Source organism: Mesorhizobium sp. M0243 (assembly GCF_040321775.1).
In the GTDB taxonomy this organism is placed as follows: domain Bacteria; phylum Pseudomonadota; class Alphaproteobacteria; order Rhizobiales; family Rhizobiaceae; genus Mesorhizobium.
The window spans coordinates 120,561-143,407 of sequence record NZ_JAMYSF010000015.1 but is presented as its reverse complement, the minus strand read 5'-3'; the positions used below and the strand labels follow the sequence as shown (position 1 = coordinate 143,407).

The 22,847-nt window shown below is 62.1% G+C and carries 21 protein-coding genes; 17 read left to right on the top strand and 4 right to left on the bottom strand.

From position 1 onward, the window contains the following. Positions 1–8: 8 nt before the first annotated feature. The 3 genes from NKJ11_RS20300 to tsf all read left to right on the top strand — a co-directional run bounded on the left by NKJ11_RS20300 (position 9) and on the right by tsf (position 2,309). Entirely contained in the window at positions 9–287 is a 279-nt protein-coding gene (locus tag NKJ11_RS20300; RefSeq protein WP_023812938.1) for a DUF4031 domain-containing protein, read from the top strand. Between the two features lie 203 nt (positions 288–490). Beyond that, positions 491–1,279 (top strand): 30S ribosomal protein S2, encoded by a 789-nt coding sequence (rpsB, locus tag NKJ11_RS20295; RefSeq protein WP_023812937.1) that lies wholly within the window; start codon positions 491–493, stop codon positions 1,277–1,279. Between the two features lie 109 nt (positions 1,280–1,388). Further along, entirely contained in the window at positions 1,389–2,309 is a 921-nt protein-coding gene (gene tsf, locus NKJ11_RS20290) for a translation elongation factor Ts (RefSeq protein WP_023812936.1), read from the top strand. A gap of 21 nt (positions 2,310–2,330) precedes the next feature. On the opposite strand, the gene NKJ11_RS20285 is transcribed toward tsf, so the two are convergent. Continuing rightward, on the bottom strand, positions 2,331–3,257 hold the full coding sequence (locus tag NKJ11_RS20285) for a LysR family transcriptional regulator (RefSeq protein WP_127295546.1): 927 nt from the start codon (positions 3,255–3,257) through the stop codon (positions 2,331–2,333). Positions 3,258–3,373: 116 nt separating this feature from the next. Here NKJ11_RS20285 and NKJ11_RS20280 point away from each other — a divergent pair, with 116 nt between their 5' ends. The 13 genes from NKJ11_RS20280 to lpxB all read left to right on the top strand — a co-directional run bounded on the left by NKJ11_RS20280 (position 3,374) and on the right by lpxB (position 16,483). Beyond that, entirely contained in the window at positions 3,374–3,901 is a 528-nt protein-coding gene (locus tag NKJ11_RS20280) for a nuclear transport factor 2 family protein (RefSeq protein ID WP_128303617.1), read from the top strand. Between the two features lie 38 nt (positions 3,902–3,939). Further along, positions 3,940–5,046 (top strand): aldo/keto reductase, encoded by a 1,107-nt coding sequence (locus NKJ11_RS20275; protein ID WP_352794143.1) that lies wholly within the window; start codon positions 3,940–3,942, stop codon positions 5,044–5,046. 147 nt (positions 5,047–5,193) lie between these two features. Continuing rightward, positions 5,194–5,916: a UMP kinase gene (gene pyrH, locus NKJ11_RS20270; protein WP_013531760.1), complete on the top strand. Its 723-nt coding sequence runs from the start codon at positions 5,194–5,196 to the stop codon at positions 5,914–5,916. Positions 5,917–6,015: 99 nt separating this feature from the next. Next, the gene (gene frr, locus NKJ11_RS20265) at positions 6,016–6,570 is read left to right on the top strand and encodes a ribosome recycling factor (RefSeq protein WP_023812931.1); all 555 of its coding nucleotides are present in this window, start codon (positions 6,016–6,018) and stop codon (positions 6,568–6,570) included. A 34-nt stretch (positions 6,571–6,604) separates the two neighbouring features. After that, on the top strand, positions 6,605–7,339 hold the full coding sequence (locus NKJ11_RS20260; RefSeq protein WP_023812930.1) for an isoprenyl transferase: 735 nt from the start codon (positions 6,605–6,607) through the stop codon (positions 7,337–7,339). Then, entirely contained in the window at positions 7,336–8,151 is an 816-nt protein-coding gene (locus NKJ11_RS20255) for a phosphatidate cytidylyltransferase (RefSeq protein ID WP_352794141.1), read from the top strand. The genes NKJ11_RS20260 and NKJ11_RS20255 overlap by 4 nt, the downstream gene beginning before the upstream one ends. 104 nt (positions 8,152–8,255) lie before the next feature. Beyond that, a complete protein-coding gene (rseP, locus tag NKJ11_RS20250) occupies positions 8,256–9,398 on the top strand; it encodes an RIP metalloprotease RseP (protein ID WP_023812928.1) in 1,143 nt (380 codons plus the stop codon). 217 nt (positions 9,399–9,615) lie between these two features. Continuing rightward, positions 9,616–11,982: an outer membrane protein assembly factor BamA gene (gene bamA, locus NKJ11_RS20245; protein WP_352442395.1), complete on the top strand. Its 2,367-nt coding sequence runs from the start codon at positions 9,616–9,618 to the stop codon at positions 11,980–11,982. 75 nt (positions 11,983–12,057) lie between these two features. Further along, positions 12,058–13,116, top strand: coding sequence for a UDP-3-O-(3-hydroxymyristoyl)glucosamine N-acyltransferase (gene lpxD, locus NKJ11_RS20240; RefSeq protein WP_352442396.1), 1,059 nt, complete (start codon positions 12,058–12,060; stop codon positions 13,114–13,116). Beyond that, positions 13,109–13,576, top strand: coding sequence for a 3-hydroxyacyl-ACP dehydratase FabZ (gene fabZ / locus NKJ11_RS20235; protein ID WP_013531753.1), 468 nt, complete (start codon positions 13,109–13,111; stop codon positions 13,574–13,576). Before lpxD ends, fabZ begins: the two co-directional genes overlap by 8 nt. 13 nt (positions 13,577–13,589) lie before the next feature. After that, positions 13,590–14,423, top strand: a complete 834-nt coding sequence (lpxA, locus tag NKJ11_RS20230; protein WP_023812925.1) for an acyl-ACP--UDP-N-acetylglucosamine O-acyltransferase — start codon at positions 13,590–13,592, stop codon at positions 14,421–14,423. After that, positions 14,395–15,312, top strand: coding sequence for an LpxI family protein (locus NKJ11_RS20225; protein ID WP_023812924.1), 918 nt, complete (start codon positions 14,395–14,397; stop codon positions 15,310–15,312). Before lpxA ends, NKJ11_RS20225 begins: the two co-directional genes overlap by 29 nt. Continuing rightward, positions 15,305–16,483: a lipid-A-disaccharide synthase gene (gene lpxB, locus NKJ11_RS20220; protein WP_352794139.1), complete on the top strand. Its 1,179-nt coding sequence runs from the start codon at positions 15,305–15,307 to the stop codon at positions 16,481–16,483. Before NKJ11_RS20225 ends, lpxB begins: the two co-directional genes overlap by 8 nt. Before the next feature lie 61 nt (positions 16,484–16,544). Here lpxB and gltA read toward each other — a convergent pair whose 3' ends face one another. Together gltA and gltX are read right to left on the bottom strand one after the other, a co-directional pair. After that, positions 16,545–17,873, bottom strand: coding sequence for a citrate synthase (gltA, locus tag NKJ11_RS20215; protein ID WP_027036654.1), 1,329 nt, complete (start codon positions 17,871–17,873; stop codon positions 16,545–16,547). A 185-nt stretch (positions 17,874–18,058) separates the two neighbouring features. Next, the gene (gene gltX / locus NKJ11_RS20210) at positions 18,059–19,483 is read right to left on the bottom strand and encodes a glutamate--tRNA ligase (RefSeq protein WP_352794137.1); all 1,425 of its coding nucleotides are present in this window, start codon (positions 19,481–19,483) and stop codon (positions 18,059–18,061) included. Between the two features lie 101 nt (positions 19,484–19,584). On the opposite strand from gltX, the gene NKJ11_RS20205 reads away from it, so the two are divergent. Continuing rightward, a complete protein-coding gene (locus NKJ11_RS20205; protein ID WP_352794135.1) occupies positions 19,585–22,035 on the top strand; it encodes a ComEC/Rec2 family competence protein in 2,451 nt (816 codons plus the stop codon). Here the strand turns inward: NKJ11_RS20205 and lexA are convergent. Beyond that, the gene (lexA, locus tag NKJ11_RS20200; RefSeq protein WP_128303628.1) at positions 22,029–22,769 is read right to left on the bottom strand and encodes a transcriptional repressor LexA; all 741 of its coding nucleotides are present in this window, start codon (positions 22,767–22,769) and stop codon (positions 22,029–22,031) included. The two genes, NKJ11_RS20205 and lexA, sit on opposite strands and share 7 nt — an antisense overlap. Positions 22,770–22,847 lie beyond the last annotated feature (78 nt).

The window sequence follows — 22,847 nt, the reverse complement described above, 5'->3', positions numbered from 1 at the left end:
CAAGCCTCATGGCAGTCTATGTCGACGCAGCGATCTGGAACTGGGCCGGCCATCGCTGGTGCCATCTGTTGGCCGACGACACCGACGAGTTGCATCGCTTTGCCGCCCGGCTCGGCGTCAAGCGTTCATCGTACCAGGGACCGCCCAAGACTTCGGCGCCGCATTATGACATAACGGGCTTCGAGCGTGATCGTGCGGTGCGGCTCGGCGCTATCGAATGCAGCCGCGAGGAGATCGTCGCGGTCTTCCGGCGGGTGCGGGTGCCGAACGGCAAGGTCAAGCGCTGACAGCAGGGCGCGGATCGTCGCACGCAACACCACGGATCCTGCGGCGCTTGCGTTTATCGCGCATCCCCTCTATATGCGCGCTCATTCCACACACGGACTTTGGTGTCTGCCCGGGAGAAATCCGGCTGAAACCTCCGGTGGCGTTCGAGGACAAAGTCCAAAAATGCCTGTGTCCGTGGAGGCTAACCGGAAAGGAACTTTGAATGGCACTGCCTGATTTCAGCATGCGCCAGCTTTTGGAAGCTGGCATTCACTTTGGCCACCAGACCCACCGCTGGAACCCGAAGATGGCGCCCTACATCTATGGCGCCCGCAACAACATCCACATCATCGACCTGTCGCAGACGGTGCCTTTGCTGCACCAGGCGCTGAAGCAGGTTTCCGACACCGTTGCCAAAGGTGGCCGCGTGCTGTTCGTCGGCACCAAGCGCCAGGCCTCCGACATCGTCGCCGATGCGGCACAGCGTTCGGCTCAGTATTATGTCAACTCGCGTTGGCTCGGCGGCATGCTGACCAACTGGAAGACGATCTCGAACTCGATCCAGCGCCTGCGCAAGCTCGACGAGATGCTGGCCGGCGAAGCGCAAGGGTTGACCAAGAAGGAACGCCTCAACCTCGACCGCGAGCGCGAGAAGCTCGACAAGGCGCTGGGCGGCATCAAGGACATGGGCTCGACGCCCGACCTGATGTTCGTGATCGACACCAACAAGGAAGCGATCGCCATCCTCGAGGCCAAGCGCCTCGGCATCCCGGTCGTCGCCATCATCGATTCGAACTGCGATCCGGACAAGATCGACTTCCCGATCCCCGGCAATGACGACGCGGCCCGTGCCATCCAGCTCTATTGCGACCTGATCGCCAAGGCTGCGATCGACGGCATCGCCCGCCAGCAGGGCGCGCTCGGCGTCGACATCGGCGCTTCGGTCGAAGCTCCGGTCGAACCCGCGCTCGACCCGGCTCCGGCCCCGGCGTCGGAAGCTCCCGAAGCTTGATAATCGAAGGCCGGTTGCGGCCTTCATCTTTCTCATATTCTGGCACGCTAAACAGACGCACCATCGAATACCGATGGTGCGTCGGTGCATTTAAAACAAAGAGGCGACAATGAGCATTTCGGCTGCACAGGTCAAAGAACTCCGCGACTTGACCGGCGCGGGCATGATGGATTGCAAGGCCGCGTTGACCGAGACCAACGGCAACATGGAAGAGGCCGTCGACTGGCTGCGCAAGAAGGGTATCTCCAAGGCCGACAAGAAGGCTGGCCGCACCGCGGCTGAAGGTCTGATCGGCGTCGACAATGGCGTGCGCGAAGCTGCCGTCGTGGAAGTCAATTCCGAGACCGACTTCGTGGCCCGCAACGCCGCGTTTCAGGAAATCGTCGCCAACGTTGCCAAGGTTGCGCTGGCCTATGGCACGACGGAGGCTGTGGCCGCCGCAAAGTATCCGGGGTCCGACAAGTCGGTTGCCGACACCATCAAGGACGCTGTCGGCACCATCGGCGAAAACATGGGCTTCCGCCGCTCGGCCAAGCTCACCGTTCCGCACGGCGCTGTCGCTACCTACGTTCACAACGCGGTTGCCGACGGCCTTGGCAAACTCGGCGTGCTGGTCGCGATCGAGACCACGGGCAATGAGCATGCCGCCAACGCCTTTGGCCGCCAGGTGGCGATGCATGTTGCCGCCACCAACCCTCTGGCGCTGACGGCAGAGCAGATCGATCCGGCCGCGGTCGAACGCGAGAAGGCGATCTTCTCCGACCAGGCGCGCCAGTCCGGCAAGCCGGAAGCGATCATCGAGAAGATGGTCGAGGGCCGTCTGCGCAAGTTCTACGAGGAAGTCGTGCTCCTGAAGCAGGCCTTCGTGCTCAATCCCGACATCACTGTCGAGAAGGCGCTGAAGGATGCCGAGAAGGAGATTGGTGCGCCGGCCAAGATCACCGCCTACCTGCGCTTTGCGCTGGGCGAGGGCATCGAGAAGGAAGAGACCGATTTCGCCGCGGAAGTCGCTGCAGCGGTCAAGAAATAGCCCTTTCCAGGGCTCACGAACTCAGGCAACTCGGCCGGGTGTCCGCAAGGAGGCCCGGCCGATTTCTTGTGCGGTGTCGATAAAGGCCCTGAGCTTCGGCGCCATCGCCGCCCGGCGAGGGAAATAGAGGAATAGCCCCGGTTCCTCGATCGCCGTCTGCGGCAGCACCTGGACGAGGCGGCCCGCGGCAAGATCGGCGCGCGCCAGCGGCTCGAACACATAGGCAAGCCCGACGCCTGCAAGCGCAAGATCGATTGCTGCGAGCGAATCCGTCACGACAACGCTGCCCCGCGTCTCCATGGCGATGTCCTTGCCATCCTCGATCAAATCCCAGCGATAGAGCGCACCGGAGCGGACGAGCCGGTAGCCGATACAATTGTGGTTCGCCAGGTCGGCAACGCCGCCGGGACGGCCGTGCCTTCCGATATAGGCGGGCGAGGCGACGATGACGACGGAGAATGGCGGCGTCAGCCGGACCGCAACCATGTCCTGAGCGATCATCTCGCCAAGCCGGACGCCGGCATCGAAGCCTTCGCCGACGATATCAACCAGACCCTGGTCAGCGAAGACCTCGACCGTAACCTCCGGATAGCGCTCGGCCATCGCCGCGACCACCGGCGTCACCGCCAATGGTATCGCTATGTTGGAGGCGTTGATCCTGAGCAGGCCAGACGGCCTGCCTTTGACGCTGCGGATGCGGTCCATCCGCTCGGCAATATCCTGGAGGGCCGGAGCCGCCGTTTCCACCAGCGCCTTGCCGGCCTCGGTGAGCGAAACGCTGCGCGTCGTGCGGGCGAACAAGGGCTGGCCGATCCGCTCTTCGACAATGCGCACCGCATGGCTGACCGCCGAAGGGCTCATGCCGAGTTCGGCGGCGGCAAGCGCGAAGCCGCCACGCCGGGCAACGGCGACCACGACCGGAAGATGGCTGAGCAGATCGCGATCCATTCATGAATGATATCGCATGGTCTTTGCGAACAATGCAACCTTATCGATGCCAAGGCGGTGGTCCACATTGTCGCCAACTCATCGGCGATCGGCTGATGGCACTGAGGAGACGAGACATGAACACGTTAAAGCACGTAACTTTCACGGCAGGCATGGCGTTGGCGCCGATGGATGCCGGTGGGGCGGAGCCATCAGACTGGCGGGCCCTTGCAGACGAACGCGCGGTCATTCGCATTGCCGATGCCATCGACCGGGCCGTTGACGCCCAGGACTGGAAACTTGCACGCGGCTATTTTGCGGATCGGATCACCGCCGACTTCAGCAGTCTCTCCGGACAGCCGGCGGCCAACATCGCTTCCGACGATCTGGTTGGCGCTTGGGCGGCCAACCTCAAGGGCAGCAAGACAAGCCTGCATCTGCGCACCAATCACCAGGTCGCTCTCAAGGCGGACACGGCGACTGTCCTGTCGAACGGCTATGCTTGGAACCGGATGGAAGGCAATGGCGACCCGCTTTGGGAGGTCTGGGGCACCTATGAGCATCACCTGACGCGTTTTGCGGATGGCTGGAAGGTCGATGGCTTCGCGTTCCACATGACACACGAGCGCGGCAATCCCTGGGTCAAGAACACTCCGGGCCAGTGACGCGCGGGGTATCTATCACCAAGCATTGGAAGACGATCATGACCATGACCTACTACACTCTTGGCAACAGCGGCCTTAGGGTCAGCCGACTGGCACTGGGCACGATGACTTTCGGCAAGGAATGGGGCTGGGGAGCCGACAGGGATACGGCGCGGGCGATTTTCGACGCCTATGTCGAGGCGGGCGGCAATGTGTTCGACACGGCGGATCTCTACACAGATGGCACGGCCGAAGCCTGGCTTGGTGAATTCATCGCCGAGCGCGGGCTGCGCGACACGGCGGTGATAGCCAGCAAGTTCACCATGAACATGCAGCCCGGCAATCCGAATGCTGGCGGCAACGGCCGCAAGAACATCATGCGGGCCGTCGATGCTTCGCTGAAACGGTTGGGGACCGACTATATCGATCTCTATCTCATGCATGTCTGGGACAGGCTGACCCCGGCTGAAGAGGTCATGCGCACGCTGGACGACCTGGTCCGGATGGGCAAGGTGCGCCATGTCGGCCTTTCCGATGTGCCCGCCTGGTATGCGGGCCGCGCACAGGCGATCGCCGAATTGCGAGGATATGAGCCGGTTTCGGCGCTACAGCTCGAATATTCGCTGGCCGAACGCGCGATCGAGAGCGAGTTCGTGCCATTCGGCACGCGCCATGGCGCCGGCATCATGGTGTGGAGCCCGCTGGCCGGCGGTTTGCTGAGCGGCAAGTATCGACCGGCCCAGACCGGAAACGGCCGCCTCGACGGATTTCGCAACTCGACGCATCCGGGTTTCCAAAAGTTCACGCAACGCAACTGGGCTATCGTGGCCGAACTCGAGAAGGTCGCATCCGAGGTCGGCCGCAGCATGCCTCAGGTCGCGCTCAACTGGGTGGCGACGCAGCCGGGGATCGCAACCGTCATCCTCGGTGCGACGACGCTCAGCCAAATGCGTGACAATCTTGGCGCGCTGGATTTCGAGATTCCGAAAGCGCATCGCGACCGGCTGGAGAGAGCCAGCAGAACTCCAGCGCCGTTTCCCTATTCCTATTTCGGTTCGCAGATACAGGCGCGCGTTACCGGCGGCGCGACAACCGGCGACAAGCCCCCCAACTACGTGTCACCGGTGCTTATCGAAGGAGAGTCGGCCAGCGTGTCCACCAATTGATCAATGGGCAGGAAACCGGCAATTTGCCGTTTGGGCGCCCCGTGACATCGCCGCCCCCATACTGTTTACGAACGCCATTGTTTAGGATTGCGCGCCAGCGCCAGAGCAGCCACCCGGAACGCGCCACATGCAAATGAAGAGGCCCAGATGACGGTGAAGCCCCTCTACCGACGTGTCTTGCTGAAAGCGTCGGGCGAAGCACTGATGGGCGAGCAGCATTTCGGCATCGACGTTTCAGTAGTGGATCGCATCGCCGGCGACATCGCCGAGGCGCGTGCATTGGGCATCGAGGTCGGCGTCGTCATCGGCGGCGGCAACATCTTTCGCGGCGTGGCCGTTGCCTCCAAGGGCGGCGACCGTGTCACCGGCGACCACATGGGCATGCTTGCCACGGTGATCAACTCGCTGGCGCTGCGCACGTCGTTGAACAAGATCGGCGTCGACGCCGTGGTGCTTTCGGCGATCGCCATGCCCGAACTTTGCGAGAGCTTTTCGCAGCGCCAGGCGACCGCCTACATGAACCAGGGCAAGGTGGTGATCTTTGCCGGCGGCACCGGCAATCCATTCTTCACCACTGATTCGGCCGCAGCCCTTCGCGCCGCTGAAATCGGCGCCGACGCGCTGTTCAAGGGCACTCAGGTCGACGGCGTCTACTCGGCGGACCCGAAGAAGGACCCGAATGCGACGCGTTTCGAGCGCATCAGCCATGGCGAAGTCATAAATCGCGGCCTTTCCATCATGGATACCGCTGCGATTGCACTTGCGCGCGAAAACAACATTCCGATAATCGTCTATTCGATCCACGAAAAAGGTGGTTTCGGCGATATTCTGAGGGGCGGCGGCCGCTGCACGGTCGTCGCGGACGATTGATCGGCGGCCTGACCCGAAAAGGGAAGCCGGTTTTCGGAAGTTCGATTCGAAGACGGCCCCGAAGCAGTGAGCCCGCATTAGACGGTCGAGGAGATAAAGATGAGTGGTGAGTACGACGATCTCAAGCGGCGCATGGATGGGGCCATTGCCGCGTTCAAGCATGATCTGGCCTCGCTGCGGACCGGTCGCGCCTCCAGCAATCTGCTCGATGCGATCCAGGTGCAGGCCTACGGCACCACCATGCCGATCAATCAGGTCGCCAACGTCTCGGTGCCGGAGCCGCGCATGATCTCGGTATCGGTATGGGACAAGTCGATGGTTGGCGCGGTCGACCGCGCGATCCGCGAATCCAATTTGGGGTTCAACCCGATCGTAGACGGCACCAACCTCAGGATTCCACTTCCCGAACTTAACGAACAGCGCCGCAAGGAACTGGTCAAGATCTCGCACACCTACGCCGAGAACGCCCGTGTCGCCGCGCGCCATGTGCGCCGCGACGGCATGGACTTCCTGAAGAAGGCGGAGAAGGACGGCGACATCAGCGAAGACGATCAGCGCAAGCGCTCGGACCAGGTCCAGAAACTTACCGACGAGACGATCAGCAACATCGACCACCTGCTTTCCGATAAGGAAGCTGAAATCATGCAGGTTTAGGGTCATGGCCGCCGGCTGACCCGAAAGCAAGAACATGGCAACGCCCGCGCATGTCGCGATCATCATGGACGGAAACGGACGCTGGGCCAAGGCGCGCGGCATGCCCCGTCTTGCGGGCCACCGTGCCGGTGTCGAGGCGCTGCGCAAGACGGTGCGCGCGGCACCTGGGCTCGGCATTTCCTACCTGACCGTCTATGCTTTCTCGTCGGAGAATTGGTCGCGGCCGAAGTCCGAGGTCAGCGACCTGATGGGCCTCTTGAAAATGTTCATCCGCCGTGACCTTGCTGAACTGCACCAGAGCGGTGTGCGGGTTAGAATCATCGGCGACCGGGCAGGGCTGCAGTCTGATATCAGGGGACTGCTCGATGAGGCCGAAACGCTGACGGCCGCAAACGAATCGCTGACGCTGGTGATCGCCTTCAACTATGGCGGACGAGACGAAATCGTTCGCACGGCACAAAAGCTTGCGGCGGCCGTGGCGCGTGGCGAACTCGACGCCGAGGCGATATCAGCCGAAAGTTTTGCCGGCGCGCTTGATACGCAAGGCATTCCCGACCCGGAACTCGTCATCCGCACCAGCGGCGAGCTTCGGTTGTCAAACTTCCTTCTGTGGCAAGCCGCCTATAGCGAACTCGTCTTCCTGCCTTGCTATTGGCCCGACTTCAGCCGCGAGCACCTTGCGGAAGCTTTGCGTGAGTTTGCTGGCCGCGAACGCCGTTTCGGCGGACTTGGAGGCCAGGACGTCGCTTCGCGACCGGCCGCGGGATGAGCAATCTTCAACTCCGTATCGTTTCGGCGATCGTGCTCGCCATCATCACTCTCGGCTTGACCTGGATCGGCGGTTTGCCGTTCCGGCTGCTGTGTGCCGTGATCGTAGCGGCGATCTTCTATGAATGGACCCGCATGTCGCGGCCAACCGGGGCAACGGGTCTGGGTTTCCTGCCGGAAGCACTGCTGGTTGTCTTCATTGGCGCCTTGATTGGCGGCCTGGCCGCCTCCTGGCTGCTACCGCTTGTGGCGGCCATTGTTGCCGCAACGGCGATAGCCGCCTCGGTTCGCAAGACCGGACAATGGGATGCGAGCGGCCTTGCCTATGCCGCGGTTTCAGGCCTGTCGCTCGCCTTGCTGCGGGATGGCGATCGTTCAGGCCTCATTGCCATCCTGTTCCTGTTCGCGGTCGTCTGGGCCACCGATATCCTTGCCTATTTCGTGGGGCGCGCCGTTGGGGGGCCGAAACTGGCGCCGGCGATCTCGCCCGGCAAGACGCGCAGCGGCGCACTCGGCGGCGCTGTCGGCGGCGTCGTCGCCGGGCTGGTCCTCGCCGCAGCTGCCGGTGTCGGCAATCTGGTATTGCTCGGCTTGGTCGCGCTCGTGCTGTCGATTGTCTCGCAGGCAGGCGACCTGTTCGAATCCTGGATCAAGCGCCGCCATGGCCGCAAGGATTCGGGGGCGCTCATCCCGGGCCATGGCGGCGTCATGGATCGTGTCGACGGGCTTGTCGCAGCGGCATTCGCCCTATACGTCATCGGCTGGATTTCGGCGAACGCCGATCATCCGGCGCAGGGTCTGTTTCCCGTTTGAGCGATGTCATTTCAGGGTCCTATGCGCGGTGCGCCTTGGATTCGCCCGGATTGGTGTCACAGTCACGGCGCAGTCTGCGCCGTGGAAGAATTTGAGGGTTTGTCTTGAACGAGATTCTTCACGCGCTTTTCAGCACAGAAGGCTTTGTCCTGGGCACGCTGGTGCCATTCCTCTTCGTGCTGACAGTGGTCGTGTTCGTCCATGAAATGGGCCATTACCTTGTCGGGCGCTGGTGCGGCATCGGTGTCAGGGCCTTCTCGATCGGCTTCGGCCCGGAACTTTTCGGCTTCAACGACAGCCACGGCACGCGCTGGAAACTGTGTGCGATACCGCTTGGCGGCTATGTCAAATTCGTCGGCGACATGAACGCCACATCGAGCCAGCCCACGTCGGAAGAAATTGAAACGCTGACCGAGGAAGAGCGCAAGGTCGCCTTCCACACGCAGCCGATCTGGAAGCGCGCGGCAACGGTGGTGGCCGGACCGTTGTTCAATTTCCTGCTGACGATCGTCGTCTTTTCCGTGCTGTTCACCGCCTATGGCCGCTATGTCGCCGAGCCCATGGTGGCCGAGGTGACCGCCGACAGCCCGGCGGCGAAGGCCGGCATTCTTCCCGGCGACCGATTCGTCAGCGTCGACGGCAACAAGGTCGAAACCTTTGGCGACGTTCAACGCCTGGTCTCGGGCCGTGCCGACGACGCAATCACCTTCGTCATGCTGCGCGACGGCCAGGAGGTCACTGTGACCGCGGCGCCGCGGCTGATGGAACAGGAAGACGCGCTCGGCAACAAGGTCAAGGTCGCCGTGATCGGTGTCGTCAATAACAAGGAACTCGGCCAGCCGAGGCTCATCACCTACACGCCGGTCGGAGCGGTCGCGGCGGCGGTCGAGGAAACCGGTCACGTCATCCAGCGCACCGGCCAGTTCCTGCAGCGCTTTGTTGTCGGGCGCGAAGACAAATGTCAGCTGGGCGGTCCGGTGAAGATAGCCGACATGGCGGGCAGGGCTGCGAAACTGGGATTCGAATGGCTCGTGCAGCTGGTTGCACTGCTATCCGTTGGCATCGGAATTCTGAACCTTTTGCCGATTCCCCCCCTCGACGGCGGTCACCTCTTGTTCTACGGGGTGGAGGCTGTCATTCGCCGTCCGGTGTCGGAACGGATGATGGAAATGGCCTATCGGGCCGGGTTGCTTCTGGTGCTGTGCTTCATGGGGTTCGTTTTTTGGAACGATCTGTTTGGGTGCTGAAATCATGAAGAAATTTGGCTTCTGCATGGACGATGTTGAGACGCCGTTTACCATGCAAGGGGATATGAGTGACGCGAAAGCCACGCCGCAGGGTTAAGTAAATACAAATTAACCAGAAGCCTTGCGTGTAGGGAAAATCCGGTTAATACGGTAGGGGAAATTACCGCACGTCCGGTTTTCTCGCCGTGGGGACTACGAGAAAAGGTTATTAAGCCCGATGAAGGCAGCATCCAAGTTTCTAAGCGCCGCGTCCGCGGTGACCCTGTCCGCGGCCATGGTCGTGCCAGGCGCGCTCGCAGTGCAGTTCGTTGCCACATCGGCGGCTGAAGCCGCTGTCGTCAGCAGAGTCGAAGTGAGCGGCAATCAGCGTATCGACGCTGAGACCATCCGCAATTACATCACCATCAAGCCGGGCAAGGCTTTCTCCAGTTCCGATATCGACGGTGCGGTCAAGGCGCTCTTCGGCACAGGCCTGTTTTCGGACGTGCAGATCAACCAGGTCGGCTCGACGCTGGTGGTCAAGGTTGCCGAGTACCAGGTTGTCAACCAGGTGCTGTTCCAGAACAACAAGAAGCTCAAGGACAATGCGCTTGCGGCGGCCGTGCAGCTGAAGCCGCGCGGAACGTTCTCGCAGGCGACGCTCGATGCCGACGTGGAATCGGTCAAGGCTGCATACAGGCGCATTGGTCGCGACGATGTGACCGTGACCACGCAGGTCATGCAGCTTGGCGACAATCGCGTAAATGTTGTCTTCAACATCGCTGAAGGCGATCGCACGCAGATCGCGGCGATCAATTTCGTCGGCAATAGCGCCTATTCCAGCCGCCGCCTGTCGGATATCATCAACACCAAGCGTTCGTCCTGGGTTTCCTTCATCCTGCGCGACGACGTCTATGACGACGACAAGCTGCGCGCCGACCAGGAGCTGCTGCGTCGCTTTTACTACAATCATGGGTATGCCGACTTCCAGGTCGTGTCCGCTGTCGGTGAACTCGACAGTGCGACGAACAAGTACACGGTCACCATCACCGTCCAGGAAGGCGACCGCTACACGTTCGGTGACGTCAGCGTCGAGAGCTCGATCCCTGAAGTCGACGGCAAGTCGCTGGAATCGGTGATCGAGACCCACAAGGGTGACGTCTACAACGCCAAGAACGTAGAGGATTCCATCATCGCGCTGACCGAGAAGGTGGCCGGTTCCGGCTATGCCTTCGCGCAGGTCACGCCGCGCGGCGACCGCAATTTCGAGAACCACACCATTTCGGTTGTCTATACGATCGACCAGGGCACCAAGGCCTATATCGAACGCATCGAGATCCGCGGCAACGATCGCACGCGTGACTATGTCATTCGCCGTGAGTTCGACGTCAGCGAAGGCGATGCCTTCAACCAGGTGCTCATCCAGCGCGCGAAGAAGCGTTTGGAAAACTTGAATTACTTTGAGAAAGTCGACATCTCGACCGTGCCGGGCTCGCAGCCTGACCAGGTCGTTCTGGTGGTCGATGTGGTCGAGAAATCGACCGGCGAGTTCTCGGTAGGCGCTGGTTATTCGACCGGTGGCGACACGGCCGGTCCGTCGGTCGAAGGCTCGGTGACCGAGCGCAACTTCCTCGGTCGTGGCCAGTTCATCAAGCTGTCGGCGGGCGGCGGCAAGAATTCACGCGACTACAGCCTGTCCTTCACCGAGCCTTATTTCCTCGGACGGCGCATCGCTGCCGGTTTCGACATCTTCAAGCAGACCAGGGAATACGACAACTACGAAAGCGACACTGTGGGCGCGACGGTGCGCTTCGGTCTGCCGATCACCGACAGCATCTCGACCCAGTTGGCGTACAACATCTCGCAAGAAAAGTATAAGCTGGAAGACGATTGCGTGACCGGCGGCGTTTACGATCCGGCGAAGTGTGACGTTTCCACGGCTATCCTGGATGGCATCGAACAAAGCCCTTGGATCAAGTCGTCGGTCAGCCTCGGGCTGGTCTACAACACCATCGACGATATGAAGAGCCCGCACGAGGGTATCTACGCCACCACGACGGTAGAAGTCGCAGGCCTCGGCGGTGATGCCAAGTTCGTGAAGGTCACGGGGCGCGGCAGCATCTACCAGACGTTGTCGGAGCAGTACGACCTAGTCGGGCTCATTTCAGGTGGCGCTGGCCATGTTGAAGGATACGGCAGCGATGGTCTGCGGATCTTCGATCAATTCCAGAGCACCGATCGCATGATCCGTGGCTTTGCCTATGGCGGCATCGGTCCTGTCGATATTGCTACGGGCGACCATCTCGGCGGCACGACCTATTTCAATGCGTCCGCAGAAGCTCAGTTTCCGTTGCCGGTCGTACCGGAAAGCTTCGGCTTGCGTGGCGCTGTCTTCGCGGATGCGGCAACGCTCTATGGAAGCAAGGTCGACACCGCTGGCGTCACCCAGGACTCGGTCGGCATGAAGTTGCGTGCCTCGGTCGGCCTCGGCCTGATGTGGGCGTCGCCGTTCGGTCCGATCCGTATCGACTATGCGATCCCGGTCAAGAAGGAAGCGCGCGACGACGTGCAGGAATTCAACTTCGGCATATCGACCCGCTTCTGATCGGCGGCCAACGATGCTCCCGGGTCTTCAGGGTCCGGGAGAAATGTTCCGACCTAGCTGGATATAGCTTCTGGAATGACCGATCCGGTGTTCTTCGCGCCATCACGCCGGTATACGGCGGGCGAAGTCGCGAATCTGACCGGCTCGGTGCTCGTCGATTCCGGCCACTCAGATATTTCGATCGAAGCACTCGCGCCAGCCAGCGAGGGCGGCGAGAATGCGCTCGTCTTTGTCGACGGCAAGCGCAATTCCGCGCTGATGCCGTCGCTGCGGGCAGCCGCGGTCCTGTGCCCGGCGGAATTTGCCGGCAAGGCGCCGGCCGGCGTTGCCGTTCTGGTTCATCCGCGTCCGCAACAGGCCTTCGCGTTTGTCGGGCGTCTGCTGTTTCCGAGGGCGGCGACACCAGGGCCGATGACCAGTGAAACCGGCGTCTCGCCGCACGCTCATGTCGATGCGACCGCGCATGTCGAAGCCGGTGCCGTCATCGAGGCCGGCGCGGTCATCGGGCCAGGCGCTTCGATCGGCAGCGGTACCGTCATCGCCCCAAATGCGGTCATCGGACAATCCTGCCAGATCGGCCGCGACGGCTATGTCGGTCCAGGCGCGAGCGTCCAGTATGCCTTGATCGGCAATCGCGTCATCATTCATGGCGGTGCCAGGATAGGCCAAGATGGTTTTGGGTTCGTCGGCGGGGCCAAGGGGCCCGAGCGCGTGCCGCAGATCGGTCGTGTCGTTATCCAGGACGACGTCGAGATCGGCTCCAACACCACCGTCGATCGCGGCGCCATGTCCGATACGGTCATCGGCCAGGGCACCAAGATCGACAATCTCGTGCAGATCGCCCATAACGTCCGCATCGGCCGCAATTGCATAATAGCCGGGCTTTCGGGTATTTCGGGTTCTGTGATCGTGGGTGACAATGTCACCATGGGCGGCGGCGTCGGGCTTGCGGATCACCTGACCATAGGGACAGGGGCCAAGCTTGCCGCCAGAAGTGGATTTATGAGCAATGTCCCTGCAGGCGAGATCTGGGGCGGCTATCCGGCACAGCCGATGGCGGAAGCCATGCGGGAGATAGCCATGCTGCGCAAGCTCGCCAGGACCCGCAAACAGGGCGAGGGAGGCAATGGCTGACATGATCGCGTCGACGACGCTGGAAGCGGTCGACATCATGGGGCTGATGAAGCTCCTGCCGCACCGCTATCCGTTCCTGATGATCGATCGTATCGTCGACATCGATGGCGACGAATCCGCCATCGGCATCAAGAACGTGACCATAAACGAGCCGCATTTTCAGGGCCATTTCCCTGAGCAGCCGGTCATGCCGGGTGTGCTCATCGTCGAGGCGATGGCGCAGACGGCCGGCGCCATCTGTATCCGCAGCCTGGGCACCGAAAAGCCGTCGCTGGTCTATTTCCTGACCATCGACAACGCCAAATTCCGCAAACCGGTCGTTCCCGGCGACCAGTTGAAGATCTATGTCAAGAAAATCAAGAAACGCGGCAATCTGCTCAAATTCGCTTGTGAAGCTATGGTCGACGGCGCCAAGGCGGCCGAGGCCGAGATTTCAGCCATGATGGTCACCAGCGACTGACGATCGAGTGCTTATGAAAATCAAAACATCCATCCATGCTTCCTCCGTTGTGGAGGAAGGCGCTCAAATCGGCCAAGGTGTGCGCATCGGACCGTTCTGCCATGTCGGTGCCGATGTGGTGATCGGCGACGACGTCGAACTGGTCAGTCATGTCTCGGTGATGGGCGCGACGTCGATCGGCGCCTCGACCAAGGTCTATCCGATGGCGACATTGGGCGCGCCGCCGCAAAACACCAAGCACAAGGGCGGCCGCACCACCCTGGTCATCGGCAAGAACTGCACGATCCGCGAAGGCGTGACCATGCATCTCGGCACCGATTCCAGCCGCGGCGAGACCACGGTCGGCGACAATGGCAATTTCCTTGCCTACGCACATATCGCCCATGATTGCGTCGTCGGCAACAATGCGACGTTCGCCAATGGCGCAACGCTGGGCGGCCACTGCGAGGTCGGCAACAATGTCTATATCGGCGGCCTGACCGCTGTGCATCAGTTTGTTCGCATCGGCGACAACGCCTTTCTGGGCGGCTGCTCGGCGATCGTCGGCGATGTCATTCCCTTTGCCATCGCGGTCGGCAACCGCGCCAGCCTGCGCGGTCTCAACATCATCGGCCTCAAGCGTTCCGGTCTGCCGAGGTCCGAAATCCTTGTGCTGCGCAAGGCTTACAGGATGATCTTCGATCGTTCCCGCACCGTTGGCGAGAACATCGAATTCGCCAAGGCGGAGTTCGCGTCGTCGCCGACCGCCATGAAGATCATCGATTTCATCACCAGTCGCGGCAAGCGGCACTATGCTGTGCCGTCGCTCAAGGGCGGCGATGGCGACGATGTCGATGACGAAGACTGAGACAGCGGCAGCGCGTCTTGATCTTCCGCCGGGCTCCAGGGTCGGCATCATTGCCGGCGGCGGCAGTCTGCCGGTCGAAGTCGCGGCCGGTTCGGCTGAACAAGGTTATCCGCCCTTCGTCATCCTGATGGAAGGCGAAGTCGACCGCATCGCGGAACTCTCCCGATACGATCACGAAAACCTCGCTCTGGAAGGTATAGGCTCGCTCGTCCCATTGCTGCGGCGGCACCGGATCACCCATCTGGTGCTTGCAGGCGAGATCAAGCGCCGGCCGCGATTGCTTGCGCTGCGCCCCAGTCTCAGCCTGCTCGCGGTGATTCCTTTGGTCGTCATGGCGCTCGCGCGTGGCGATGATGGTCTTCTAAAGATCTTGGCACGGGGCCTCGAAGCGCGTGGAATAAAGGTCGTTGGCGCCCACGAAGTAGTGCCGAATCTTGTCGCCGCCGAAGGCGTGCTGACCAAGACCGAACCGCGAAAATTGGACTGGCGCGATATTGAGGCGGGCCTTGCGGCAGCAAAGGCCATCGGGGCGCTGGATGTCGGCCAGGCGGCGATCGCCGTTGGCGGCCGGGCAATCGCGCTGGAAGGCATCGAAGGAACAGCCGGCCTGCTTGATCGTGCGAAGCTGCTGCGCGGCCACGGCCGTATTGCGGGCAAGACCCGGGGCGTCCTCGTCAAGTGCGCCAAGCCTGGTCAGGAACTGCGCGCCGATCTTCCATCCATCGGTCCGCAGACGGTCGAGGCAGCGCACGCGGCCGGGCTCGCCGGCATTGCCGTCGAGGCGGGACGCTCGCTGATCCTCGAAGGTCCTGAAACCATCGCACGCGCCAATGCACTCGGCCTGTTCGTCCTTGGCCTGCCTGTCGCCACGGAGCCGCGTAATGGCTGACAAGGTATTGAAGATCGCGATCGTTGCCGGAGAGGAGTCCGGCGACCTGCTCGGCGCCGACATAGTACGCTCGCTCAGGCAGGCGGCCGGGCGCGAGGTGCAACTCGTCGGCCTCGGCGGCCGTCATTTGCAGGCGCTGGGACTGGTCTCGCCATTCGATGCCGGTGAGATCGCCCTCATGGGGTTCAGTGCCGTCCTGCGCGACCTGCCGCGCCTGATACGGCGGATCAGCCACCTGGCCAAGACCGTTGCCGACGAAAAGCCGGACTGCCTTGTCACCATCGACAGTCCGGACTTTTCGTTGCGCGTCGCCAAAAAGGTGCGTGCGGCCAACCCGTCGATTCCAATCATCCACTATGTCTGCCCGAGCGTGTGGGCGTGGCGGCCGGGCAGGGCGGTGGCGATGAAGCCCTATGTCGACCACATCCTCTGCATCCTGCCTTTCGAGGTCAAGGAGCTCGAGCGGCTCGGCGGGCCACCGGGCACCTATGTCGGGCATCGCCTGACCCACGATGCGGGTTTGCTCGCCGCAGCCAAGGCGCAGGAGCTGCCGCGCGACCTTTCTCCTGATCGCGTCAAGACCCTGCTCGTCCTGCCCGGTTCGCGGCGTGGCGAGGTACGGCGGCTGCTCGACCCGTTCGGCGAGACGGTGTCGATTCTGCGTGCGCGTGGCCACCGCCTGCGGCTGCTGCTGCCGACCGTTCCGCATGTCGCCGACCTCGTCAAATCCTCCGTCAACCGCTGGGATGAAAAGCCTGAGATCATCGTCGATCCCCAGCGCAAATGGCAGGCTTTCGGCAAAGCCGATGCGGCGCTGATCGCGTCCGGGACGGTATCGCTGGAACTGGCGCTGGCCGGCGTGCCGATGATTTCCTGCTACAGGCTCGACCCGATCGCGCGCGTCTTGGCGCCGTACCTCGTTTCCGTCTGGTCGGCGCTGTTGCCCAATTTGATATCGGATCGAGCGCTTATTCCGGAATTCTACGACGGCTACATCAAGCCGAACAATCTGGCCCGGCAATTGGAAGCCCTGTTCGCCGACAGCGGCATGCGCGCCTGGCAGAAGAATGGATTTGCAGAGATCACGCGGCGCATGGCGACGGATAGACCGTCCGGCGAGATCGCCGCGCAGGTGGTGATGCGGTATATCAAGAGAGGGAATAGTCAGTAGGGAGTAGGGAAGTTGACCGTGCCTACTGCCTACTGCCCAATCCCCAATCCCTACTCCCAATTCACCGCTTGGCGATCGGCACGTAGTCACGCTCGGGTGCGCCGGTATAGAGCTGACGCGGGCGGCCGATCTTCTGGCGCGGATCCTCGATCATCTCTTTCCACTGGGCGATCCAGCCGACGGTGCGGGCGACCGCGAACAGCACGGTGAACATGGTGGTGGGGAAGCCCAGCGCCTTCAGCGTGATGCCGGAATAGAAGTCGACATTCGGGTAGAGCTTCTTCTCGATGAAATAGGAATCGGTCAGCGCGATCTTTTCCAGCTCCATGGCGATGTCGAGCAGCGGATCGTCCTTGATGCCGAGTTCGCCCAGAACCTCATGTGCCGTCTTCTGCATGATCTTGGCGCGCGGATCGTAGTTCTTGTAGACGCGGTGGCCAAAGCCCATCAAGCGGAACGGGTCGTCCTTGTCCTTGGCGCGGGCGATGAATTCGGGGATGTGATCGACATGGCCGATCTCGCCAAGCATGTTGAGCGCCGCTTCATTGGCGCCGCCATGCGCCGGTCCCCACAGGCAGGCTATACCGGCGGCGATGCACGCAAACGGGTTGGCGCCCGACGAGCCGGCGAGACGAACGGTCGAGGTCGAGGCGTTCTGCTCGTGGTCGGCGTGCAAAATGAAGATGCGCTCCATGGCGCGCGCCAGCACCGGATTGATCTTGTATTCCTCGCACGGCACGGCAAAGCACATGTGCAGGAAGTTGGCGGCGAAGTTGAGCTCGTTCTTCGGGTAAATGAAGGGCTGGCCGATGTGGTATTTGTAGGCCATCGCCGCGATCGTCGGCATCTTGGCGATCAGCCGCATGGAGGCAACCATGCGCTGGTAGGGGTCGGAGATGTCGGTGGAGTCGTGGTAGAAGGCCGACAGCGCGCCGACCACGCCGCACATCACCGCCATCGGATGCGCGTCGCGGCGGAAGCCGGTGAAAAAGCGCGACATCTGCTCATGCACCATGGTGTGGCGCGTCACGCGGTAGTCAAAGTCGTCCTTCTGCGCCTTGGTCGGCAATTCACCGTAGAGCAGGAGATAGCAGACCTCGAGGAAGTCGCCATGTTCGGCCAACTGGTCGATCGGATAGCCGCGGTGCAACAGGATTCCGGCGTCGCCGTCGATGAAGGTGATTTCGGATTCGCAACTTGCCGTCGAGGTGAAGCCGGGATCGTAAGTGAAGGCGCCGGTGGTTGAGTAGAGCGAGGCGATGTCGATGACATCAGGCCCGACCGAACCACTTCGCACCTTGAATTCATGGGTCTTGCCGGCGAATGCAAGCGTTGCCGTGGCCTCCTGGGTCTTGCCGCCCAAATCCATTTTTTTCGCAGCTTCGGTCATTGCAAACTCCTTCTTGTTTCCTCATGCCGGCAAAGGCAAAATTCTGCAGAGCGACACGTCGAAAATCACCGCAATGCGCGTATTCGCCACCGCATTTCAGGAGGTGCGTGCCAGATTGGGCCAAGGCCTAATGTTGCACTGCGAAACCCGCCTTTCAATGCCAATCTTCTTGGGCCAGTTTGCTCCTAATCGATTTGGTCTGCTATGCGCGCCAGGCTTTCCTCGCGGCCGAGCACGGCAAGCACATCGAACACGCCCGGCGAGGTGCTCTTGCCGGTCAATGCGGCGCGCAAAGGCTGGGCCACGGCGCCGAGCTTGTGGCCGCCGGCCATGGCAACCTCGCGGATCGCGGCCTCCGCTGCAGCCGCGGTCCAGTCGCTCGTAAGCCCGTTCAAAGCTTCGTGAGCGCCGCGCAGGATCTTGCGGGCATCGGCATTGAGCACAAGGGCCGCCTTGTCGTCGATCGGCAGGGGGCGCGTGGCGAACAGGAAGGCCGCGCCATCGACGAGCTCGACCAGTGTCTTGGCGCGCTCCTTCAGGCCCGGAAGCGCTGCCAGCAACTGCGCCTTGGTGCTGTCGTTCAGGCGCGCGGCGATCGCCGGGCCACCTTCGAGATAGGGCAGGGTGGCGATGAAGATGTCGAACAGTTCGGCATCGCTCATGCGGCGCATATGCGCGCCGTTGATCGCCTCCAGCTTGGCGAAGTCGAAGCGCGCCGCGCCCTTGTTGACATCGCCGATGTCGAACCACGAGATCATATCCTTGATCGACATGATCTCGTCGTCGCCATGGCTCCAGCCAAGGCGCGCCAGGTAGTTGAGCAGCGCCTCCGGCAGGTAGCCCATGGCGCGATAGGCCTCGACGCCAAGCGCGCCGTGCCGCTTCGACAGCTTGGCGCCATCGGCGCCGTGGATCAGGGGGATATGCGACATGGATGGCACGTCCCAGCCCATGGCGTTGTAGATCACGGTCTGGCGAGCGGCATTGGTCAGATGATCGTCGCCGCGAATGATATGGGTGACGCCCATATCATGATCATCGACGACGACGGCATGCATGTAAGTGGGATTGCCGTCAGAACGCAGGATGATGAAGTCATCGAGATCTTTGTTGGGAAAGCGCACCTCGCCCTGGACACGGTCATGGACGATGGTCTCGCCTTCGGTCGGCGCCTTGATGCGGATGGCGCCCTTGACGCCTGCGGGCGCCTCAGAGGGGTCGCGGTCGCGCCAGCGGCCGTCATAGCGGGGCGGCAGCCCCTTGGCTCTGGCAGCCTCGCGCATGGCCTCCAGTTCGGCTGGCGTGGCATAGCAATAATAGGCCATGCCCATGCGCACGAGCTCCTCTGCCACCTCGCGGTGGCGCGGCGCACGCTCGAACTGTGACACCGGCTCGCCGTCCCAGCTCAGGCCAAGCCAGGAAAGCCCGTCGAGGATGGCAGCCGTCGCGGCTTCATTGGAGCGTTCACGGTCGGTGTCTTCGATGCGCAGCAGCATCGTGCCGCCAGTGTGCTTTGCATACAGCCAGTTGAACAGCGCCGTGCGCGCGCCGCCTATGTGCAGATAGCCGGTGGGCGAGGGGGCAAAACGGGTGACGACCTTGTCGGACATGGAACTCTCGGAAACCATCTGAAGCGGGTGCGGTTGCGCGGACTTTCGCGCGCCCGGCGTTCATGTAGCATAGGGTGTCGAGGGCGCAAGGGGCAGACCCGATGGCTGGACGAGGCTGGGGCTCGGATCAGGGCGAGGACGCTGCCATCGGCGTCAGCGAACGGTCCCTCTTTGCGCCTCTGCCATTGCCGTCGCCCCTCCTGCCGGATCCCGGCCAAGCGCCGTTACAAGCGGATGTCGCCGCCTCTGTTCCTGTTGCCGAAACCGGCAGGATCGTTCGCGTGCGCCGGCAAATCAGCCTGACATCACTGCCTCGCCTGCGCCACAGCGTGAACACGGCGGCGAGCCTGGAACTCGACCGGGGCGTGGCCTTCCTGCTGGTGCCGGTCTGCCTGGCGATCGGAGCGATCGGCTATTTTTCGCTGACGGCTGAACCCGACTTTGCGAGACCTGTCGCGGTTGTCATTCTGACGGGGATCTGTGCGCTGGTCTCGCGCTCATGGCCAAAGACCCATCTGTGTTTCATGGCGGCACTTTTGTGCGCCCTAGGACTGCTTGCTGCCAAGGTCGAGACGTGGCGTGCGGGCACACAAATGTTGGGCTCGGAAATTTCGACGCAAGTCACCGGCCGCGTCGTCTCGCTCGACCGGATGGAAACCGGCCGTATCCGGCTGACCATCGACGTGACATCGACCGCAAGACCGAAACTGCGCTATGCGCCGGAACGGGTGCGGCTTTCGGCACGCAAGATCCCGGCTGACGTGACCGCCGGCTCCCTCATCACCGGATATGCCAAGCTCTTGCCGCCGACCGGGCCGGTGCGGCCGGACAGCTATGACTTCTCCTTCGACAGCTACTTTGCCGGCATCGGCGGCAGCGGGTTCTTTCTCGGCAATCCAAAGCTTGTCGTCAACGATGACGGCGACATGCCGCTGCCGGCCCGAATTTCCTCTAGCGTGGAAAATGCCCGTGAAGGTATCGCCGACCATATCAGGGCCAGCGTCGGCGGCGCCGAAGGCGAGATCGCCGCGGCGCTCATCGTCGGCGTGCGCGCCGGCATTCCCGATGAGATCAATGAGGCGATGCGACGTACCGGCATCTACCACATCATCTCCATTTCGGGACTGCACATGGCGCTGGTCGCGGGCACCATCATGGGATTGCTGCGCGGCGCCTTCGCCTTGTTTCCCGACTTTTCCGCGCGTCGCCCGGTCAAGAAGTATGCCGCTGCCGCCGCGCTGTTCTCGATCGCGGCCTATCTCATCATCTCTGGAGTCGTCGTTGCCGCCGAGCGCAGCTTCATCATGCTGGCGGTGATGCTGATTGCCGTGCTGTTCGATCGAGCAGCACTCACCATGCGCAATCTGGCGATCTCGGCGATCGCCGTCATCGTGGTGTCGCCGCATGAGGTGGTCGGCCCGAGTTTTCAGATGTCGTTCGCCGCGACCGCGGCTCTGGTCGGCGCCTATGCCGGCTGGGCCGATCACCGCGCGGGAAAAGCTAGACCGCCGCCACCAAAGCGATCCATGCCAGGTTTCCTGACGCGAAAATTCCTGCTGGCGGCAACCGGCCTTGCCATGACCTCGATCATCGCCGGAAGCGCCACGACGCTGTTTGCCATCTGGCATTTTCAGCGTGTCTCGCCGCTTAGCCTGTTTGCCAACCTCGCGGTTATGCCGATCGTCACCGTCGTCATGTTCCTGGCCGTCGCCAGCGCGCTGCTGATGCCTTTCGGATTGGATTGGCCGGCTCTCTACCTGATGGGTAAGGGCCTGACGATGATGATCGCCATATCCGGCTGGATCTCCGAGCGTTCGCCTGTCGACGGGGTCGGGCTGATTTCGCAACAGTCGGTCCTGTTGGTGGCAATTGCTTTGGTCATCGCGACGATGGCGACAACTTGGCTGCGGCTCGCTGCCCTGCCATTCGCGCTGGCAGGCTTGCTGACCGTCTCGGATACGCGCACGCCGGATGTGCTGATCTCGGAAGACGCCCGGCTGGTGGCGTTGCCGATCGGTGGCGGCGAGCTTGCCGTCAGCCGGGAACGGCCGAACGAATTCACCGTCGACAACTGGAAACGCGCCCTGACATCAGAAACCATCGTCGTGCCAGAGGTGTTCGACAACAGCTATGGGCAATTCGATGTCGCGGATGCCGTTGATCTGCCGCTGGGATCGCCGTTCTATTGCTCCTCAGGCGTTTGCGTGGCCAGGCACATGTCCGGTGCGATCATTGCCTATGTCGAGGACCGCAAGGACACCTGGAAAGCCTGCGGCTTCGCCGAGCTGATCGTCATCAATGACGCCACCGCGTATGACGCCTGTCACAATCCGCTGGTTCTCGTCATCACCAAGCGGCAACTGGCTCGCAAAGGCAGTGCCGCGGTCTTCTTCGATCGCCAATCGGCGACCACGCCGGCGACGATCAGCTTCGCGGTGGACAGCCCATATCGGCCCTGGCACACGCAACGCAAATACTCTCGTGAGGCAAGGGGGCTGGCACCCTTCAAGAAACCGGAGAAGCCAGCGGCCAACCCGCAGCCGGCTCAGTAGCGGCGGATCAGGCCGACGAGCTTGCCTTGCACCTTGACCCTGTCCGGGCCGAAAATCCGTGTCTCGTAGGCTGGATTGGCGGCTTCGAGGGCAATCGAGGCGCCCTTGCGGCGGAACCGCTTCAGCGTCGCTTCCTCTTCGTCGACCAGCGCCACGATGATCTCGCCTGGCTGGGCGGTATCGGCGTTGCGGATGATGACGGTGTCGCCGTCGAAGATACCGGCCTCGATCATCGAGTCGCCCTTGACCTCCAGCGCATAGTGGGCGCCGCCCATGATCATGTCCGGCGGCACCGAGATCGAATGCGTCTGATGCTGGATGGCATCGATCGGCACACCGGCGGCGATACGGCCCATGACCGGGATCGACACGGCGGAGACCGCATCGTCATCATTGCCGGGCGAGGGCATCCGCGAAGGCGCCGGCTTGATCTGCCGGCCAAGGGCACCACCCTGACCGAGACTGCCCTGGATGACGCTTGGCGAAAACTTCTTTGCCGCGTTGAGGCCAGGCGCGATCGAGTCCGGCAATCGCAGCACTTCCAGCGCGCGTGCCCGGTTGGGCAACCGGCGAATAAAGCCGCGCTCCTCAAGTGCGGTGATCAGCCGATGAATCCCGGATTTGGAGGCAAGGTCAAGCGCCTCCTTCATCTCGTCGAAGGATGGCGGAATGCCGCTCTCCTTCAGGCGTTCATGGATGAACATCAGCAGTTCATGTTGCTTGCGCGTCAGCATGGCGGCCCCCAGGTTACCTGAAACCAGAATCGAAAAACAAACCCAGAACAAACCCTATCTGTTCCAGTTGTGTTCTGC

What these genes read in the sequence shown, in the direction of transcription:
- NKJ11_RS20225 (WP_023812924.1), top strand. Translation starts at nt 14,395, where the DNA reads ATGGCGACGATGTCGATGACGAAGACTGAGACAGCGGCAGCGCGTCTT.
- NKJ11_RS20275 (WP_352794143.1), top strand. Translation starts at nt 3,940, where the DNA reads ATGACCATGACCTACTACACTCTTGGCAACAGCGGCCTTAGGGTCAGC.
- NKJ11_RS20205 (WP_352794135.1), top strand. Translation starts at nt 19,585, where the DNA reads ATGGCTGGACGAGGCTGGGGCTCGGATCAGGGCGAGGACGCTGCCATC.
- lpxB (WP_352794139.1), top strand. Translation starts at nt 15,305, where the DNA reads ATGGCTGACAAGGTATTGAAGATCGCGATCGTTGCCGGAGAGGAGTCC.
- NKJ11_RS20300 (WP_023812938.1), top strand. Translation starts at nt 9, where the DNA reads ATGGCAGTCTATGTCGACGCAGCGATCTGGAACTGGGCCGGCCATCGC.
- lpxD (WP_352442396.1), top strand. Translation starts at nt 12,058, where the DNA reads ATGACCGATCCGGTGTTCTTCGCGCCATCACGCCGGTATACGGCGGGC.
- lexA (WP_128303628.1), bottom strand. Translation starts at nt 22,769, where the DNA reads ATGCTGACGCGCAAGCAACATGAACTGCTGATGTTCATCCATGAACGC.
- rpsB (WP_023812937.1), top strand. Translation starts at nt 491, where the DNA reads ATGGCACTGCCTGATTTCAGCATGCGCCAGCTTTTGGAAGCTGGCATT.
- tsf (WP_023812936.1), top strand. Translation starts at nt 1,389, where the DNA reads ATGAGCATTTCGGCTGCACAGGTCAAAGAACTCCGCGACTTGACCGGC.
- pyrH (WP_013531760.1), top strand. Translation starts at nt 5,194, where the DNA reads ATGACGGTGAAGCCCCTCTACCGACGTGTCTTGCTGAAAGCGTCGGGC.
- bamA (WP_352442395.1), top strand. Translation starts at nt 9,616, where the DNA reads ATGAAGGCAGCATCCAAGTTTCTAAGCGCCGCGTCCGCGGTGACCCTG.
- fabZ (WP_013531753.1), top strand. Translation starts at nt 13,109, where the DNA reads ATGGCTGACATGATCGCGTCGACGACGCTGGAAGCGGTCGACATCATG.
- NKJ11_RS20280 (WP_128303617.1), top strand. Translation starts at nt 3,374, where the DNA reads ATGAACACGTTAAAGCACGTAACTTTCACGGCAGGCATGGCGTTGGCG.
- NKJ11_RS20255 (WP_352794141.1), top strand. Translation starts at nt 7,336, where the DNA reads ATGAGCAATCTTCAACTCCGTATCGTTTCGGCGATCGTGCTCGCCATC.
- gltA (WP_027036654.1), bottom strand. Translation starts at nt 17,873, where the DNA reads ATGACCGAAGCTGCGAAAAAAATGGATTTGGGCGGCAAGACCCAGGAG.
- lpxA (WP_023812925.1), top strand. Translation starts at nt 13,590, where the DNA reads ATGAAAATCAAAACATCCATCCATGCTTCCTCCGTTGTGGAGGAAGGC.
- NKJ11_RS20260 (WP_023812930.1), top strand. Translation starts at nt 6,605, where the DNA reads ATGGCAACGCCCGCGCATGTCGCGATCATCATGGACGGAAACGGACGC.
- NKJ11_RS20285 (WP_127295546.1), bottom strand. Translation starts at nt 3,257, where the DNA reads ATGGATCGCGATCTGCTCAGCCATCTTCCGGTCGTGGTCGCCGTTGCC.
- gltX (WP_352794137.1), bottom strand. Translation starts at nt 19,483, where the DNA reads ATGTCCGACAAGGTCGTCACCCGTTTTGCCCCCTCGCCCACCGGCTAT.
- frr (WP_023812931.1), top strand. Translation starts at nt 6,016, where the DNA reads ATGAGTGGTGAGTACGACGATCTCAAGCGGCGCATGGATGGGGCCATT.